This is a genomic window from Bacteroidota bacterium (genome assembly GCA_016183775.1).
Lineage (GTDB): Bacteria > Bacteroidota > Bacteroidia > JABDFU01 > JABDFU01 > JABDFU01.
This window is the reverse complement of record JACPDY010000059.1, coordinates 1-15,778: the sequence shown is the minus strand read 5'-3', so window position 1 is coordinate 15,778 and position 15,778 is coordinate 1. Positions and strand designations below refer to the sequence as shown.

Annotated in this window: 20 protein-coding genes and 1 pseudogene; 18 read left to right on the top strand and 3 right to left on the bottom strand. The window is 39.5% G+C overall.

Annotated features, from left to right (window positions below):
* Positions 1-571: 571 nt before the first annotated feature.
* The 12 genes and pseudogenes from HYU69_07405 (at position 572) to HYU69_07350 (ending at position 6,666) form a co-directional block, all read left to right on the top strand.
* Positions 572-1,156 (top strand): DUF1287 domain-containing protein, encoded by a 585-nt coding sequence (locus HYU69_07405; GenBank protein ID MBI2270169.1) that lies wholly within the window; start codon positions 572-574, stop codon positions 1,154-1,156.
* Between the two features lie 140 nt (positions 1,157-1,296).
* Positions 1,297-1,917: a Crp/Fnr family transcriptional regulator gene (locus HYU69_07400; protein ID MBI2270168.1), complete on the top strand. Its 621-nt coding sequence runs from the start codon at positions 1,297-1,299 to the stop codon at positions 1,915-1,917.
* Between the two features lie 74 nt (positions 1,918-1,991).
* Positions 1,992-2,198 (top strand): DUF2892 domain-containing protein, encoded by a 207-nt coding sequence (locus HYU69_07395; GenBank protein MBI2270167.1) that lies wholly within the window; start codon positions 1,992-1,994, stop codon positions 2,196-2,198.
* Position 2,199: 1 nt separating this feature from the next.
* A complete protein-coding gene (locus HYU69_07390; protein MBI2270166.1) occupies positions 2,200-2,574 on the top strand; it encodes a sulfite exporter TauE/SafE family protein in 375 nt (124 codons plus the stop codon).
* Positions 2,575-2,582: 8 nt separating this feature from the next.
* Positions 2,583-3,206: a methyltransferase domain-containing protein gene (locus HYU69_07385; GenBank protein MBI2270165.1), complete on the top strand. Its 624-nt coding sequence runs from the start codon at positions 2,583-2,585 to the stop codon at positions 3,204-3,206.
* 98 nt (positions 3,207-3,304) lie between these two features.
* The gene (locus HYU69_07380; GenBank protein MBI2270164.1) at positions 3,305-4,660 is read left to right on the top strand and encodes an MBL fold metallo-hydrolase; all 1,356 of its coding nucleotides are present in this window, start codon (positions 3,305-3,307) and stop codon (positions 4,658-4,660) included.
* The gene (locus HYU69_07375) at positions 4,657-4,860 is read left to right on the top strand and encodes a hypothetical protein (GenBank protein MBI2270163.1); all 204 of its coding nucleotides are present in this window, start codon (positions 4,657-4,659) and stop codon (positions 4,858-4,860) included. The genes HYU69_07380 and HYU69_07375 overlap by 4 nt, the downstream gene beginning before the upstream one ends.
* 2 nt (positions 4,861-4,862) lie before the next feature.
* Entirely contained in the window at positions 4,863-5,138 is a 276-nt protein-coding gene (locus HYU69_07370; GenBank protein ID MBI2270162.1) for a rhodanese-like domain-containing protein, read from the top strand.
* A 13-nt stretch (positions 5,139-5,151) separates the two neighbouring features.
* Positions 5,152-5,469 (top strand): rhodanese-like domain-containing protein, encoded by a 318-nt coding sequence (locus HYU69_07365; protein ID MBI2270161.1) that lies wholly within the window; start codon positions 5,152-5,154, stop codon positions 5,467-5,469.
* Positions 5,466-5,714 carry a hypothetical protein gene (locus tag HYU69_07360; protein MBI2270160.1) on the top strand — a complete coding sequence of 83 codons (249 nt, stop codon included), beginning with the start codon at positions 5,466-5,468 and terminating at the stop codon, positions 5,712-5,714. The genes HYU69_07365 and HYU69_07360 overlap by 4 nt, the downstream gene beginning before the upstream one ends.
* A 2-nt stretch (positions 5,715-5,716) precedes the next feature.
* Positions 5,717-6,019 (top strand): thioredoxin, encoded by a 303-nt coding sequence (gene trxA, locus HYU69_07355; protein ID MBI2270159.1) that lies wholly within the window; start codon positions 5,717-5,719, stop codon positions 6,017-6,019.
* A gap of 10 nt (positions 6,020-6,029) precedes the next feature.
* A pseudogene (locus HYU69_07350) lies at positions 6,030-6,666 on the top strand (redoxin domain-containing protein).
* A 34-nt stretch (positions 6,667-6,700) separates the two neighbouring features.
* On the opposite strand, the gene HYU69_07345 reads toward HYU69_07350, so the two are convergent.
* Together HYU69_07345 and HYU69_07340 are read right to left on the bottom strand one after the other, a co-directional pair.
* Positions 6,701-7,954 carry an ABC transporter permease gene (locus HYU69_07345; protein ID MBI2270158.1) on the bottom strand — a complete coding sequence of 418 codons (1,254 nt, stop codon included), beginning with the start codon at positions 7,952-7,954 and terminating at the stop codon, positions 6,701-6,703.
* Between the two features lie 23 nt (positions 7,955-7,977).
* Positions 7,978-8,190 carry a GIY-YIG nuclease family protein gene (locus HYU69_07340; GenBank protein MBI2270157.1) on the bottom strand — a complete coding sequence of 71 codons (213 nt, stop codon included), beginning with the start codon at positions 8,188-8,190 and terminating at the stop codon, positions 7,978-7,980.
* A 165-nt stretch (positions 8,191-8,355) separates the two neighbouring features.
* Here HYU69_07340 and HYU69_07335 point away from each other — a divergent pair, with 165 nt between their 5' ends.
* The 6 genes from HYU69_07335 (at position 8,356) to msrB (ending at position 15,270) form a co-directional block, all read left to right on the top strand.
* Entirely contained in the window at positions 8,356-10,623 is a 2,268-nt protein-coding gene (locus tag HYU69_07335; protein ID MBI2270156.1) for an aconitate hydratase, read from the top strand.
* Between the two features lie 15 nt (positions 10,624-10,638).
* Positions 10,639-10,836 (top strand): hypothetical protein, encoded by a 198-nt coding sequence (locus HYU69_07330; GenBank protein ID MBI2270155.1) that lies wholly within the window; start codon positions 10,639-10,641, stop codon positions 10,834-10,836.
* On the top strand, positions 10,836-11,291 hold the full coding sequence (locus HYU69_07325; GenBank protein ID MBI2270154.1) for a hypothetical protein: 456 nt from the start codon (positions 10,836-10,838) through the stop codon (positions 11,289-11,291). Before HYU69_07330 ends, HYU69_07325 begins: the two co-directional genes overlap by 1 nt.
* A 97-nt stretch (positions 11,292-11,388) precedes the next feature.
* Complete coding sequence (locus tag HYU69_07320) at positions 11,389-12,420, top strand: DUF4421 family protein (GenBank protein ID MBI2270153.1); 1,032 nt, start codon at positions 11,389-11,391, stop codon at positions 12,418-12,420.
* A 93-nt stretch (positions 12,421-12,513) separates the two neighbouring features.
* Positions 12,514-14,667 carry a T9SS type A sorting domain-containing protein gene (locus HYU69_07315; GenBank protein MBI2270152.1) on the top strand — a complete coding sequence of 718 codons (2,154 nt, stop codon included), beginning with the start codon at positions 12,514-12,516 and terminating at the stop codon, positions 14,665-14,667.
* Positions 14,668-14,754: 87 nt separating this feature from the next.
* The gene (gene msrB / locus HYU69_07310) at positions 14,755-15,270 is read left to right on the top strand and encodes a peptide-methionine (R)-S-oxide reductase MsrB (GenBank protein MBI2270151.1); all 516 of its coding nucleotides are present in this window, start codon (positions 14,755-14,757) and stop codon (positions 15,268-15,270) included.
* Between the two features lie 71 nt (positions 15,271-15,341).
* Here msrB and HYU69_07305 read toward each other — a convergent pair whose 3' ends face one another.
* Complete coding sequence (locus tag HYU69_07305; GenBank protein MBI2270150.1) at positions 15,342-15,575, bottom strand: hypothetical protein; 234 nt, start codon at positions 15,573-15,575, stop codon at positions 15,342-15,344.
* Between the last annotated feature and the right edge of the window lie 203 nt (positions 15,576-15,778).

Sequence of the window (15,778 nt, the reverse complement as noted above, 5' to 3'; positions counted from 1 at the left end):
ATAGAAAATCAGCCGCTTAGTACTAACCTTGACAATCCCGAAGCGCTAAGCTATCTTCGCCTAACGGACGAGCAAGAAAAAGGGGATTTAGTAGTAAACCATTTTGAAAAAAGTGTCCAGTTATTAGGGGGCTAAGACACCAAATGCTTTTTTGAAAAAACAAGGTTTTCCTCATTCGAAAATATTTAGTTTAGTTAATTTCTGCTTTCTACCAGCGGATAGCAATAAAAAAATATCAAAGAAAAGTCCCTCTGACTATTTTTTCAATATTATCCCTCAGCCTGACTTTAATGTAATCCTGAAATCTAACTTGATTCCTTTGACAAAGGACTTATATACATCCGACAATTACAATGATTTTTTAGATAAGAGAGCGGAGTTAATATTAAATGAAATTGACAGAATGACCAATTAGAAAACTACCGCTAACAGCGCACTGGAGCTATTTGGGCATTTTTGTCAATTTAATAATCGGAGTTTTTAAATTGCATTTGTCTTATCGACAAATTTGATTTTCAAAATCCCAAACAGCGCCAGTGCGCAAACCGTTAATGGTAAGTTTACTCATATATTGAAAGCAAAAATTCTAAGCATATTTTTATTCATTTCAACGTTCAACTTTGCAATTGGACAGGCTACTTTTTATGAAAAGCTTTCCGACTCGACGCTTGTGTTGACCAAACAAAAGGTTGTTTACGACCCCGCTTATTTTACAATAAATTACCCAAACGGAGATGTGCCGGCCAACAAAGGTGTTTGTACCGACGTTGTAATAAGAGCCTATAGAAAGCTTGGAATTGATTTGCAAAAGGAAGTGCATGAGGATATGAAAGCAAATTTTAGAATATATCCCCAAAATTGGGGACTTACCCGGCCTAACACGAACATTGACCATAGAAGAGTACCAAATCTTATGGTTTTTTTCAGCCGGCATGGAAAAGTGAAATTAATTTCAACCAAGCCAAAAGATTATTTGCCCGGCGATATTGTTTGCTGGAACCTGGGAGGTGGAATAACTCACATTGGCCTTGTGGTTAATAAAAAATCAACAGACGGGGAACGATACCTGATAGTTCACAATATAGGCGGAGGCCAGGTTCTTGCGGACTGTTTGTTTGATCATAAGATCATTGGACACTATCAGTACGAAAAGTAAAACTGCAGGTTCAGCGGGATATGTATACCGCTAATTGATGTGTAGAAAAACTATTTTGCAATTTTAATTCTATTTCTCCGATTGAAAAAATAGCCTGAACCTGAAACAGATCAGCAAGCTGTAAATCGTACCTTTGCAGTATGGAATTAAATAATTTAGTTGAGTTCAAATCCTCGCCCGAAATTCGGGAAAAACTTACCGCTTATGGGATAGCGAAAACCTTTTCGGAAGATGATGTTATTCTGAATGAGAATGCCTACATAAAGGCCATTCCGATAGTGGTAAGCGGCAGCATACGGGTTATGCGCGCGGATGAGGATGGCCGGGAAATTTTGTTGTATTACATAAAGGCCGGCGAAAGCTGCATCATGTCGTTTTTGGGCGGCATACACCACGATACCAGTAAAGTAAAAGCCATAGCAGAGGAAGAGACCGAAATACTTTTTATACCAATTGATAAAGTAAGCTCACTCATAAAGGAATACCCCGAGTGGCTGGATTATATTTTCCGTTTATACCATAAGCGTTTTGAAGAATTACTGGAAGTGGTGAATGCTGTTGCATTTAAGAAAATGGATGAGCGCCTGTTGAATTTCATTAAAAGGAAATGTGAACTTACCCAAAGTCATACTCTTTATATAACCCACGAACAATTGGCGAATGAGTTGGGAACTGCAAGAGTGGTCATTTCCAGGCTATTGAAACAAATGGAGGATGAGGGATTGGTGAAATTGGGCAGAAATAAAATTACGCTTGTGTAACATAGGTTGCAATTAAAGTCTTTCTATTGTCTGATTTTTGTAGCGTAATAAATTCTCACTTAAAAAATAAAAAAATGAAATCAAATGTAGGAACCGCCGATAAAGTTGTAAGAATACTTGCGGCATTGATAATCGGAGCACTTTATTTTACGCACAAAATTTCAGGAACAACAGCCGTTGTGCTTTTAATACTTGCGGGTATTTTTATTGTAACAAGTTTTATCAGTTTTTGTCCCTTGTACTGGCCCTTTGGTATTTCAACCTGTAAAAAGGAAAGTTAACATGGAATTGCAAAACGCGGCTATTATCGGCCTTATCGGTGCGACAGCCGGAATTCTTAGTGGGATGCTGGGGATTGGAGGGGCTATAGTTATCATACCCGCCATGGCGCTGTTCCTGGGGTATTCCCAACAGCTTGCCCAGGGTACGGCATTGATGATGATGGTATTGCCCGTAGGTGCATTAGCTGCCTTTCAATATTACAGGAATGGCTTTGTGGATATGAAAGCCGCTATGATAATGGCTGTTTTCTTTTTTGCGGGAGGTTATTTCGGTTCGAAATTCGCCATACAGCTGCCGCAGGAAATTCTGAAGAAAACATTTGCTTTGCTGCTGGTTGGTATTGCTTTTAAAATGTGGTTTTTTGATAGATCTTAAAACGGGATATGGGAACGGAAAATAATTCAACAGAGCGTAATACCTCTTTAGATCAGCGGTTTTGGGACGAGCGTTACCAGACGGGTGACACCGGTTGGGACATGGGGCAGGTTTCCCCGCCCCTTAAAGCTTATATTGATCAGCTGACCGATAAAAATATCCGCATACTTATTCCGGGCTGCGGTAATGCTTATGAAGCTGAGTATCTTTTACAAAAAGGTTTCACGAATATTACCCTTATAGATATTGCGCCTGTGCTGGTAAATAAACTCAAGGAAAAATACAGTAACAATCCCAACATAAAAATTGTGCTGGCCGATTTTTTTGAATATACAGGCGAATTTGACCTGGTACTGGAGCAAACATTCTTCTGCGCCCTTGATCCGGCTTTACGTACAAAATACCGTGATAACATGTATTCATTATTATCGCCAAACGGTAAACTGGTAGGACTGTTATTCAACACTGAATTTGAAAAGGAAGGGCCTCCTTTTGGCGGGACAAAAGCGGAGTACGAAAAATTGTTTCGTGAAAAATTTAAGCCGTTAGTATTTGAACAGTGCTATAACTCGCACCCCAAAAGGCAGGGTGCAGAATTATTTATAATTCTCAAAAAAAATTGCCTTGTGTAACAAAAGTAGCTGTACAGTAATGCCTGTCACCCTATCTTTGTACTTCGTACTGCGAAGCCATGAGCGTAGTGGTAATATAAAATTAAAAGCATATAAAAATGAACATCCATCAATTTGAAGATAAAAGCCTGGCCCACTACTCTTATGCTATTGTAAGCAATGGCGAGATGGCCCTGATAGATCCTGCACGCGACCCCCAACCTTATTACGACTTTGCGAAGCAGCATAACGCTAAAATAAAAGCAGTGATCGAAACGCATCCGCATGCCGATTTTGTAAGCAGTCACCTGGAGATTTCAAAAACAACAGGGGCAAGCATTTATGTAAGCAAATTATTGGGTGCCGAATATCCGCATGAATCCTTTGATGAGGGCGATGCGATCGTATTAGGCAAGATCACATTAAAATCAATGAACACTCCCGGCCATTCACCCGATAGCATTAGCATTATTGCGATTGATGAGCATGGTAAATACAAGGCTGTATTTACAGGCGACACCTTATTTATAGGCGATTGCGGCCGGCCCGATCTGAGAGAGCAGGCCGGGGCGATCACAGCTGCAAGAGCCGAGCTGGCAAAACAAATGTATCATTCATTGCGCGATAAGTTAATGACATTGCCTGATGATGTAATAGTATATCCGGCGCATGGTGCCGGAAGTTTGTGTGGAAAGGGTCTGAGTGAACAAAGCAGCAGTACCATTGGTGCTGAAAAGATCAGCAACTGGAGCCTGCAAAAGATGAGTGAAGCCGATTTTATTAAAGAACTTTTAGCCGATCAGCCGTTTATTCCGAAATATTTTACGTTTGATGTAGGAGTGAATAAAAAAGGGGCCGAAGATTATTCAACAAGTGTTTCAAGGGTAGGCAGAAGGGAGCCTGTAACCTGTCAGGGCTGCGCCAGATCACTTAACCCCGGAATTGTAATTATTGATACCCGTCCGCAGGATAAATTCAAAAGAGCGCATTTGAAAAATGCTATCAACCTGATGAATGATACCAAATTTGAAACATGGTTGGGCAGTATAGTGAGTCCCGGTGAAAAATTCTACCTCATCGCTGAGAATGAAGCAGTGTTGAACAAACTGATCGAACGCACAGCAAAAATCGGCTATGAACAGCAAATTGAGCTGGCCTTTGTTTCTGAATTCGGCAATGCAGAGACAAAGCCTTTTGACAGCAAACAATTACTTGGTAATGAAGATGATTTCACTATCATTGATATTCGTAATGAATCTGAAGTAAAAACTAAAAAAATATTCGCGAATGCCATTCATATTCCGTTACACGAATTGAGAGAGCGCACAAACGAAATACCTTTACACAAGCCTATTATAGTGCATTGTGCCGGTGGTTACCGCAGTGCTGCCGGAAGCAGCATTATAAAATCAAAACTAAGCGACGGGACAGAGGTATTTGACCTGAGCGAAGATGTAAAAACCTTTCAAAAATGAACTTTATAATCAAACATAAACTGACCCTGATCGGAGTAGTTGCAGGATCAATCGCCGGATACCTGTACTACCACTTTATAGGTTGCGTGAGCGGCACCTGCGCAATTACTTCGAAACCTTTAAACAGTATTTTGTACGGGGCATTGATGGGTGGTTTACTATTCAATACACTTAAAAAAGAAGAGGCCAAACCGGAATGATCATGAACATAGAAAAGATAATCAAAGAGGGCAAAGGCACCATCATAGATGTGCGTTCGCCCGAAGAATTCAGGGGAGGGAATGTAAAAGGCTCGATAAATATTCCTTTACAACAAATCCCGCAAAGATTAGAAGAACTGAAAAGCATGAAAACACCGCTTTTATTGTGTTGTGCATCAGGCAACAGAAGCGGACTGGCACATGGTTACCTTGCACAGCAAGGTATTGAATGTTACAATGGGGGATCCTGGTTAGATGTAAACGATTACCAATCTTAAACTGAAAAACAAAATGATAAACACAATTAAACAATTATTCGGTTTAGGTCCCAAAGTGGATTATGCTGGACTGGTAAAGCAGGGAGCCATTATACTGGATGTTCGCAGCAAGGGTGAGTATGCAAGCGGGCATATCAAAGGTTCTGTCAACATTTCTGTTGACACGTTGAGCAATAACTTGTCTAAATTAAAGGATAAGAACAAGCCAATCATTACCTGCTGCGCGTCAGGGATGCGAAGCGCTTCTGCGAAGAGTATTCTCAGGTCGAATGGCTACTTAAACGTTCACAATGGAGGAGGGTGGAGCAGCCTGCAAAATAAACTAAGATGATAAAACAAACACTTTTTACCTGTTGGCATTTTATGCGTTGGTTGCGTTTGGGACTTGGCGTGTTCATGGCCATACAGGCTGTCCAAAACCACGACACCCTTTCCGGACTTATAGGAGCCTTTTTTTTGTTGCAGGCAGTAACCAATACAGGTTGTTGCGGTGTGAGTAGCTGTGCCACACCGGCCACAAAAAATAATGCTGACAAAATTGAAGAAGTAGAATTCGAAGAAGTAAAAACAAAATAATTATGGCAATAAAATTTTCTGAAATAATAAAAAGTGAAACACCTACGTTGGTTGATTTCTTTGCCGAATGGTGTGGTCCCTGCAAAATGATGAAACCTATACTGGAAGAGTTAAAATCCAATATCGGAGAAAAGGCCACAATTTTAAAAATCGATGTGGATAAAAACCCTCAGGTAGCAAGTGCTTATCAGATACAGGGAGTGCCAACGCTTATACTTTTTAAAGACGGGCAGATAAAATGGCGTCAATCGGGTGTTGTGTCGGCAACTAACCTCCGGAACATCATTAACCAACATTCAAACTAAAAATTTAAACATGAAGAATATACTGATCTTTGGTTTTGCTGCAATTGCATTGTTGCAAAATAGTTGCACGAACGGGCAAGCTCAGAACAACAAAACAAACCTGCAGGCTTCAGAGTTCGCTCAGAAGATTAACGAGCTTCCGGCTGCACTGATCATTGATGTACGAACTCCTGGTGAGTTCTCAAAAGGACATTTGGTGAATGCAAAGAATATTGATTGGAATGGAAATGATTTTGAAAAACAAATTTCAACATTCGATAAATCAAAGCCTGTTTTTGTGTACTGTTTAAGCGGTGGCAGAAGTGCGGCGGCGGCCAGCCTTATGCGTAAACAGGGTTTTAAGGAAGTGTATGAACTGGACGGAGGAATAATGAAATGGAGAGGACACTGATAAATTGGTATTGATAGATTTTTACGCGGAGTGGTGCGCTCCCTGCAAAAAGATGAAACCTTATTTGGAAGAAATTTCAAAAGAAATGGCAGATAAAGTTATTGTAGTCCGCATAAATACCGATGACAACCAGGCCTTGTGCAAAGAATTGAAAATTGACGCACTGCCTGTTCTTCAGCTTTATAAAAGCAAGCAGCTTACGTGGAATAACCAGGGTTTTATTGAAAAGGCGGATGTTGTTAAGCAATTGAAATAGATCGGGCTGAACTAATAGTACTGCAAAATAAAATTTATTCCGCCCTCAACGCCTCTATCGGATCGAGGTTTGAAGCTTTAATGGCAGGATAGATTCCGGAGATCATACCTACTGCAATGCAGAGCATAATTCCGCCCAGTACCCAGCTCCAGGGTATAATAAAGCCGGTATCAAATTGCAGTGCCAATAAATTTCCGGCAGATACACCCAGCAAAATACCAAGTAAACCGCCGAGCTGACAAATAACAATCGCTTCAATTATAAATTGCCTGCGGATCACTAATTTATTTGCGCCTAATGCTTTACGAACACCTATTTCGCGTGTACGTTCGGAAACAGAAACGAGCATAATATTCATCAGGCCAATTGCCGCGCCCAGCAAGGTAATAAAGCCAATAACCGTGGCGCCTATAGTCACTTTTTGCAGGTTTTCAATAAGCATGGTGGCAAAATTATCACTCTTGGTCAGGTCGAAATTATCTTCCTGGCCGGGTCGGACTTCACGAATAACACGCATGCGTCCTGTCGCTTCGCTTATGGCGCCATCCATTTGCTGCGCGCTTGGCGATAACACACTTATCACATTCGACATGTCGGGGCGGGAAAATTTTTGTCGTGCGCTTGTTAATGGTATCATCGAAACTTTATCACCGTCAAAACCGGAAGCATTTCCTTTTTCTTTCAGTACGCCAATTACTTTGTATTTGCCACCCCCGACGGTTATGTTTTTATCAATAGGTGATTCCCTTTTGTCAAAGATCGCGGCGGCCGCGTCTTTTCCCAACAAAATAACATTTGTTCCCAATTGCATATCCTGTTGAGAAAAATTCCGGCCCTTTTCAATGTCATATCCCGAAGTGCCTAAATAGTTCTCATCCACCCCAAATACCCTCATGTTTGGATTGCTTTTATTCGATTTGTATTTAAGCGTGGCACCTCCCGCAGCCCTTACCGATATTGATACGAGTGAACCCGGGTATGAGTATTCATTTTTAAAACGGGCAGCTTCATCGTAACTTATGGTTTTAAAATTTTCCGGTCCTCTGCCTTTTTTTCCTATTCTAACGATCATGCCTCTGTTCCGGATTGTGAACGTATTGGCGCCCATGCTGGTAAAGCTGCTGCTGATGGATGATTTAATGACCTCAATTGCTGTGAGGATACCTATTAATGCCATAATACCGATGGCAATGATCAATATAGTAAGTATGGTACGCAGCAATTGGCTGCGGATAGATTGAAACGCAATGACAATATTTTCGAGCAGCCACGGGTCGATCAGACGCATAGTTAAAAGTAAGAAAAATTAACCTACTCACTTGTCATACTGAGCGGAGCGAAATATTTTTTGGAGGCCAACACATAGTATAATAAGTAGTGGCAATTGTACTTGCCGACAAAAGTAGAACTCTTCGCAAAGTAATGCTCTGTTAAACGTTGATCCAAGCTGTTAGTGACCCCTGTATATAAAACCTTTTTGTTCTTGTTTGTAAGTATGTAAACACAATAATTGTGCTCTTTCATAATAAGATTCTTTACCCGCGAAAAGGCGGCTTCAGAATGACAATTATACATAATAATTGTGCGTTTTTAGCCATCTCAAACACCCTTATTTTCTACAATATTTAGTAAATTAGTGCCTTAAAAGATTCAACATACTTAATTCATAATTCTTAATTTTTCATTATTATGGCCTTCGACTTAGAAATGATCAAAAAAGTGTACGCCGGACTTCCAGCTAAGGTTGCTGCTGCACGTAAATTAGTTGGCAAACCACTTACACTTACTGAAAAAATTCTTTACGCGCATCTTGCAGAAGCATTGCCTGCCAAACCCTACGAGCGTGGAAAATCGTATGTCGATTTTAACCCGGATCGTGTAGCCATGCAGGACGCCACTGCTCAAATGGCCTTGTTGCAATTTATGCAGGCTGGTCGGCCTAAAGTGGCAGTTCCGTCTACCGTGCATTGTGATCACCTTATTACAGCAAAAGATAATTCAAAAAAGGATCTTGATCAGGCCATAAAAACAAATCAGGAGGTTTATAATTTCCTTTCATCTGTTTCAAATAAATACGGCATTGGTTTCTGGAAACCGGGTGCAGGTATCATTCATCAGGTTGTACTGGAGAACTATGCTTTTCCTGGTGGGATGATGATCGGTACCGATTCACATACAGTTAATGCCGGCGGACTTGGCATGATAGCCATTGGTGTCGGAGGCGCTGATGCGTGCGATGTGATGGCGGGACTGCCATGGGAACTTAAAATGCCCAAGCTGATTGGTATTAAGCTTACAGGAAAATTAAATGGCTGGACATCGGCTAAAGATGTTATATTGAAAGTGGCTGGTATATTAACTGTTAAAGGCGGTACAGATAAAGTTGTTGAATATTTTGGTGATGGTGCGGTATCGTTATCGTGTACAGGTAAAGGCACCATTTGCAATATGGGTGCTGAAATTGGAGCTACTACATCAACATTCGGTTATGATGAATCAATGGAGCGATACCTGCGTGCCACAGGTCGTGCCGACATGGCCGATGCCGCTAAAGCTGTAAAAGAACATTTGACAGCTGATCCGGAAGTATATGCTGATCCTTCAAAATATTTTGATGAAGTGATCGAGATCAACCTGAGTGAACTGGAGCCGCACCTGAATGGTCCCTTCACACCGGATAAAGCTACCCCTATTTCGAAAATGAAAGAAGAGGCTGAAAAGAATGGCTGGCCAACAAAAATTGAAGTGGGTTTGATCGGTTCATGCACGAATTCATCTTACGAAGATATTTCACGTGCCGCTTCACTTGCTAAGCAGGCTGTTGACAAAAAATTAGTGACGAAGGCACAGTTTACCATTACTCCCGGCTCGGAGCAGGTACGCTATACCATTGACAGGGATGGATTTATTGATACCTTCAATAAAATGGGCGCCAATGTTTTTGCCAATGCCTGCGGACCATGCATAGGCATGTGGGATCGTACGGGAGCGGAGAAAGGGGAGAAGAATACTATCGTGCATTCATTCAACCGGAACTTCGCTAAACGCGCTGATGGGAATCCGAATACATATGCATTTGTCGGATCACCGGAACTGGTTACCGCACTTGCTATTGCAGGAGATCTGAACTTTAATCCTCTGACGGATACATTGACCAATACTGAAGGCAAGGCCGTAAAACTGGATGCGCCTTCCGGCGATGAATTGCCTAAAAAAGGCTTCGCTGTTGAAGATGCCGGTTACCAGGCACCTGCCGCAAACGGTGCTGGTGTGCAGGTATTGGTTTCACCAACATCCGACCGCCTGCAATTACTTGATCCGTTCGCTGCATGGGAGGGAACCGACCTGAAAGAACTTAAACTACTTATTAAGGCAAAAGGTAAATGTACTACCGACCATATCTCAATGGCTGGTCCATGGCTTAAATACAGAGGGCATTTGGATAATATATCAAATAACATGCTTATTGGTGCCGTTAATGCATTCAACGATAAAACAGATTCTGTAAAAAATCAATTGACGGATGAATACCAATCTGTACCGAAAGTTCAGCGCCAGTATAAAGCAAAAGGCATAGGCTCAATTGTTGTAGGTGATGAGAATTATGGTGAAGGTTCATCGCGTGAGCATGCTGCGATGGAGCCGCGCCACCTGGGTGTTCGTGCTGTGCTTGTAAAATCGTTCGCTCGCATACACGAGACAAATTTGAAAAAGCAAGGTATGCTTGCGTTGACCTTTGCCAGCAAGGAGGATTATAATAAGGTACAGGAGAACGACACTATTGATATTCTTGGTTTAAAAAGTTTCGTCCCCGGTGTTCAGTTAACCGTTGTATTCAATCACGATGATGGAAGTAAAGATGAAATAAAGGTGAACCATAGCTACAATGCTCAGCAAATTGAATGGTTCAAGGCAGGAGGCGCGCTTAATATTATCAGGGCGAATGTTAAGGCTTAACAATATTAGCTTAAAATGTATCGCTTAGATAAAAATATATTCAAAGCCCACACTGTTGAGGAAGCTGCTGACCATGCTTCTTATTACAAAAATATTTCATGGGAAAAACGGTTTGAGATTGCCCTGTATTTAAACAGTATCGTATTTAAATTAGTAAATGAGCCTGTTCCCAAAATGAATAAGCAATTGTTTTCGGTGAGGGCTAGAGATTAATGGGAAATATATTCTATCAGGACTTTAGAGGTTTTATTGCCGCGCTTAACAAAAATGAGGTGAAATATATTTTGGTCGGTGGATATTCGGTTGTTTTTCACGGATATGCCCGCAGTACAGGCGATATGGATATTTGGGTGAAACGTGACAGTGAGAATTATCAGAAAATTGTAAAAGCCTTTGCTGATTTTAAAATGCCTGTTTTTGATATGACAGAGGACGTATTTCTGAATCATCCTACATGGGATGTTTTCACATTTGGTTCCCCTCCTGTTTGTATTGATATCCTTGTGAAAGTAAAGGGCCTTAATTTTGATGAAAGCTTTAAAATAGCGACTATTTTTGAAGACGATGATCTTGCTGTAAGAACGATACATATTAATGACCTTATCAAAGCCAAAAGATCTGCCGGAAGGCCCCGGGATATTGATGATATTAACAATTTAGTAGATTAGTTATATTCCTTCAATGTAAATTTTACTTAGTCTTTTTTTCTTGAGTCGTGCACAAAGTAAAATATTTTTTTCTTTCTCATTGCTCTTCTATTGTGCTATGTCATCCGCACAGGAAGAAAAACCGGCAATCAATAAGCCATTAAAATACGATACTAATTATTGTCGGTCTTACGAGGAGCGTTTGGTTGTTGGTCTGTATCAGGCATCACAGAATTATAATCTGGAAATTACCCAAAAGAATTTTAAGGATACAGTCGGTAAATCGCATATCAATTATTTCGCTGATGCCGCAACAGTGAACGGTTTGGTTTTTTCTTATGATAAATTGGGATTCAGCTTTTCATACAAGACTCTTCCAATGATCGATTCCGACAAAAAGGGATATACAAAATACAGGGGATTGGGAGTAAGCGTTGGTGGGAATAAATGGCGGCTGGAGTCTAATTTCCGGAGATACAGTTGGTTTTATGATCTGAGTACTTCATTATACGATACAACTTACACTCCTGAAAGGCCATATTATCAAAATTCTTCCATGAGCGTCATGAGCTTTAAAACAAAATTCATGTACTTTTTTAAGCACCGTAAATTTTCGTACCGGTCGGCATACTCCTGCAACGAAAGGCAGCTTAAGTCGGCTCTTTCACCGGTATTCGTGGCAAATGTGTATTTCAATAATACTTCTGCCGACACTTCATTTATACCGTACTTCATACGTCCCTTTTATGGATTTAATGCCGATGTGAATGGGTTGAAGACTGTCGCTTATACGTTAGGTGGAGGAATGGCGGGAACACTTGTAATATATAAGCGCTTTTTTCTGAGTGGTATGTTTGTTCTTGGAGCTGAATCGCAACACAGCCAGTACCATCATTATAATACGAATGTTACTAATCGATCAACATATATTAACTGGGCTGGCGATTTCAGGGCAGCTTTAGGATTTAATAACCGCAATTTTTATATTATTGCCAATATTGTTAACGACTTTTCGACTTACAATAGCGGACTATTTAATATGGCCGCAAATTTTAAAGGCGCCAGTTTTACTTTAGGGTATCGTTTTAAAATTAAAGAACCCCGCTTTATGCCTGCGGTTCGGAACACGAGGTTGTACAGGATGTTTTAAGTTGGGGAATACTATGATTTAAATCACTTTATTATTTCTTTCTTTAATGCTATTTATGCTTTACCTTTCATCAAATAATTAAATTCAAGAGTCATGAAATTTCATTTCTTCTCCTTAAAGCAGTTTCTTATCTGCGTTGGTTTACTTTCTATTTCTGAATTAGCTTTCAGTTATGATAACTTAAGAGTACAGGATCCACAACAGCCGTGGCGTAGCGCAACCGGAAACATCGATGAAGCTATAATTTCAGTCAGACCACGGGGTATATATATGGAATATGGTTTATACCTTACTTTTTCATCAAAAGGCAGTTACCTGAATTCTGTAAATGATACCCTTGAAGTTCAGTTTGATTTTGATCTTCCTAAAGGCTCTATCGTACATGATTCATGGTTATGGGTTGGTGACAGTATTGTGCAGGCAATAATCATTGATAAATGGAAAGCATCCTCCATATATGAGGGTATTGTTAAAAGGAGAAGGGATCCATCCGTTCTATATAAAGTATCTGCAAATTCGTATCAATTGCGGGTGTTCCCTATGGCAGGAAATTCTACACGAAAGGTGAAAATAACTTATTTGGTTCCGGTTGAATGGTCTGCAAAATCAACTTCTGCTCCTTTACCGGTAAATTTGTTGAAAACATCATATAATAATGTGCCTGATTTAAATCTTATAAACTACCATGACTCAATTTGGAAAAGTCCGGGTGTAAAAGAATTAACAGGATTGAGTTATACTCCGGATACATCACTAAAATACTCAACTGCATTGATTAATAAATCGGTCATTGTAAATACAGGAAGCCTGAATACAACTTACAGTTCTCCCATGAAAAACGGAACATATCTTGGATGTTTTACTAAAGGGAGTGAAAATTTTTACGAGCTTGCTTTTGTCCCTTCACTGGCAATGGGTATTACCGCACCTAAAAAAACAGCAATATTAGTTGACTATGATATTAGTAAAAGTGATGTTAAATCTTCCGAAGTAATTACTAACATTAAGGCATTGCTTCATTCTAATTTTACATCATTGGATTCTTTTAATCTTATTTTGTCCAATTTTAGCATTTTACGTATCAGCAATAATTGGTTGCGAGCCGATTCTATGACAATTGAAAATGCTTTTGCAAGCCTTCCTGCTAAACCCGTATCTGATTACAGTAATTTTACATCTCTTATTGGCAATGGGATTGACTTTGTTAAAATGCATGGTAATAATGGCGATATTTTATTAATTACCGATGTTGACCAATATGGCGCAAGTGTTGCCGCAAATCAGCTGATAAATGATATTAAAGCATTAATGAGCCCGATTTTTCCGATTCATATCGCAGATTTTACAATAAAAAATTATACATATAATTATATTGGTTCTCAGTACTATTACGGTAGTGAATATTTTTACAGTAATCTGTGTAAAATTACCGGTGGGAATTATTTCAGACAGTTTAATTCATCATACACTTTTTCCGACCTCCTTTCGATTTCTTTTCAATCTTTAGACAGCCCCATAAGTTCATTTGACCTGTATTCCACTTTGCAAAGTGGATTTTGTTATGGACGTTATAATATAAAGGAAACTGCTTCGTCATTTATATACCCAAGTTCTACCATACTTCAGATTGGTAAATACAGTGGCGGTTTTCCATTTGTGTTGCAAGCTTCAGGTTTTCATAAATCAACACCATTTACTAAAACAATTCAGATTCAACAAAGTGATTCACATGTGGAAGATTCACTTACTAAAAAGGCTTGGACAGGTAATTATATACGGACTATGGAATCGGGTGCTGTCAATAACCAGATAATAAATGATATAATTTCGAATAGCATTGAAAACCGTGTATTATCTATTTATACTGCATTTTTAGCCCTGGAACCAAATGATAGTATAAAATTCTGCCCTAATTGTGTTGATGAAACCAAGCTTATTTCAACTCAAAATATTGATACAGGAGACTCTGCAATTATGGTAGTGGCCCCTAATCCATTTAGCTTTCAAACGACCTTAACAGTAAGAATTCCAGAGGGGGTAAATTCAAGTGAGGTTTCGTTTAGGGTATATAACTCATTAGCTCAGGTAGTGAAGACGTTTAATATTAATACTTTCACAAGTAACCGTTTTCAGATTGATTGGGATGGGGTAGATGATTCCGGGAAAATAATTAGCTCGGGCATATATTTTATTAGCTTGATAACGCCCAATCAACGCCAATCTCTGAAATTGATTAAATTAGAATAGGATTTCCAGCACATTTAAACTTTTTATTACAATTGCATTAGCGTTTATTGATTTATTTTGACAGTTTTTATGCAATCTGTTTCCAGTATGAAATTTATTTTGCTCATCGCCAGTTCATTATTTGCAATGTGCAGTTCAAATACCCAATTTGTAACGGACAGGAGACCATTAGAAGACTCAACTAAAACCAATAAAACAGTTATGACCGACACCATTCAAAAAACCGACGAAGAGTGGAAAAAAATATTAACCCCGGAGCAGTACAGGGTATTGCGCGAAAAGGGTACAGAGCGTCCGTTTACGGGAGAATACGAGAATAACTATGAGCCGGGAACCTATGTTTGCGCGGCATGCGGACAGGAATTATTCAGGTCAGATACAAAATTTAATGCAGGCTGCGGATGGCCCAGCTTTTACCGTGAAGCAGCCAAAGGACATATAATTGAAAAAGCAGATCTTACATTAGGAATGAGACGCGTTGAAATAATTTGTTCCAAATGCAGCGGTCATCTCGGCCATGTTTTCGACGATGGTCCTCAACCAACAGGATTGCGCTATTGCGTGAATTCTGTTTCGTTAAAATTTATTCCTGATAAAAAGTAAAGAACAAACGAGCTGAAAATAAATAGTCCCGTGAAAAGACGGGACTATTTATTTTTTCAGGTAAATGAAAATTATTTTTTTGTTTCTGCGGCGGCTTCAACTGTTTTTGTTTCAGTTGCTTTTACTTCTGCTTTATCATCTTGCTTTTTGTCGCAGGATTTTGCCGATTGAGCTCCTTTTTTGCAACAGGATTTTTCCGCTTTACCTGAACAGGATTTTTTGGCAGCGCCTTCCTGTGGTCCGTTAAATGCAAATGTCGCCACAACCAGTGTCGAGAAAGCCAGCATTAAAATTGATTTTTTCATGGTGTTATCTTTTTAAGTTATACTTTAATATTGCGTCAAAAATAAAGCCAATTTATAGGCTTATTATACCAATTATAAATATTAATTAGTCCAATTTATATTTGAAAAAACATACCCAAATCCACATGTTTTTTTTATGCTTTGTTCTGTGAGGTTGCTAAGTTCAAGTGTAATAAAGTCACTTACTTCATCAAGGGTTTTAT

Bases quoted from the DNA above. Each gene is read 5' to 3' on its own strand.
- HYU69_07400 (MBI2270168.1), top strand. From the start codon at position 1,297: ATGGAATTAAATAATTTAGTTGAGTTCAAATCCTCGCCCGAAATTCGG.
- HYU69_07395 (MBI2270167.1), top strand. From the start codon at position 1,992: ATGAAATCAAATGTAGGAACCGCCGATAAAGTTGTAAGAATACTTGCG.
- HYU69_07390 (MBI2270166.1), top strand. From the start codon at position 2,200: ATGGAATTGCAAAACGCGGCTATTATCGGCCTTATCGGTGCGACAGCC.
- HYU69_07385 (MBI2270165.1), top strand. From the start codon at position 2,583: ATGGGAACGGAAAATAATTCAACAGAGCGTAATACCTCTTTAGATCAG.
- HYU69_07380 (MBI2270164.1), top strand. From the start codon at position 3,305: ATGAACATCCATCAATTTGAAGATAAAAGCCTGGCCCACTACTCTTAT.
- HYU69_07375 (MBI2270163.1), top strand. From the start codon at position 4,657: ATGAACTTTATAATCAAACATAAACTGACCCTGATCGGAGTAGTTGCA.
- HYU69_07370 (MBI2270162.1), top strand. From the start codon at position 4,863: ATGAACATAGAAAAGATAATCAAAGAGGGCAAAGGCACCATCATAGAT.
- HYU69_07365 (MBI2270161.1), top strand. From the start codon at position 5,152: ATGATAAACACAATTAAACAATTATTCGGTTTAGGTCCCAAAGTGGAT.
- HYU69_07360 (MBI2270160.1), top strand. From the start codon at position 5,466: ATGATAAAACAAACACTTTTTACCTGTTGGCATTTTATGCGTTGGTTG.
- trxA (MBI2270159.1), top strand. From the start codon at position 5,717: ATGGCAATAAAATTTTCTGAAATAATAAAAAGTGAAACACCTACGTTG.
- HYU69_07345 (MBI2270158.1), bottom strand. From the start codon at position 7,954: ATGCGTCTGATCGACCCGTGGCTGCTCGAAAATATTGTCATTGCGTTT.
- HYU69_07340 (MBI2270157.1), bottom strand. From the start codon at position 8,190: ATGAAAGAGCACAATTATTGTGTTTACATACTTACAAACAAGAACAAA.
- HYU69_07335 (MBI2270156.1), top strand. From the start codon at position 8,356: ATGGCCTTCGACTTAGAAATGATCAAAAAAGTGTACGCCGGACTTCCA.
- HYU69_07330 (MBI2270155.1), top strand. From the start codon at position 10,639: ATGTATCGCTTAGATAAAAATATATTCAAAGCCCACACTGTTGAGGAA.
- HYU69_07325 (MBI2270154.1), top strand. From the start codon at position 10,836: ATGGGAAATATATTCTATCAGGACTTTAGAGGTTTTATTGCCGCGCTT.
- HYU69_07320 (MBI2270153.1), top strand. From the start codon at position 11,389: ATGTCATCCGCACAGGAAGAAAAACCGGCAATCAATAAGCCATTAAAA.
- HYU69_07315 (MBI2270152.1), top strand. From the start codon at position 12,514: ATGAAATTTCATTTCTTCTCCTTAAAGCAGTTTCTTATCTGCGTTGGT.
- msrB (MBI2270151.1), top strand. From the start codon at position 14,755: ATGAAATTTATTTTGCTCATCGCCAGTTCATTATTTGCAATGTGCAGT.
- HYU69_07305 (MBI2270150.1), bottom strand. From the start codon at position 15,575: ATGAAAAAATCAATTTTAATGCTGGCTTTCTCGACACTGGTTGTGGCG.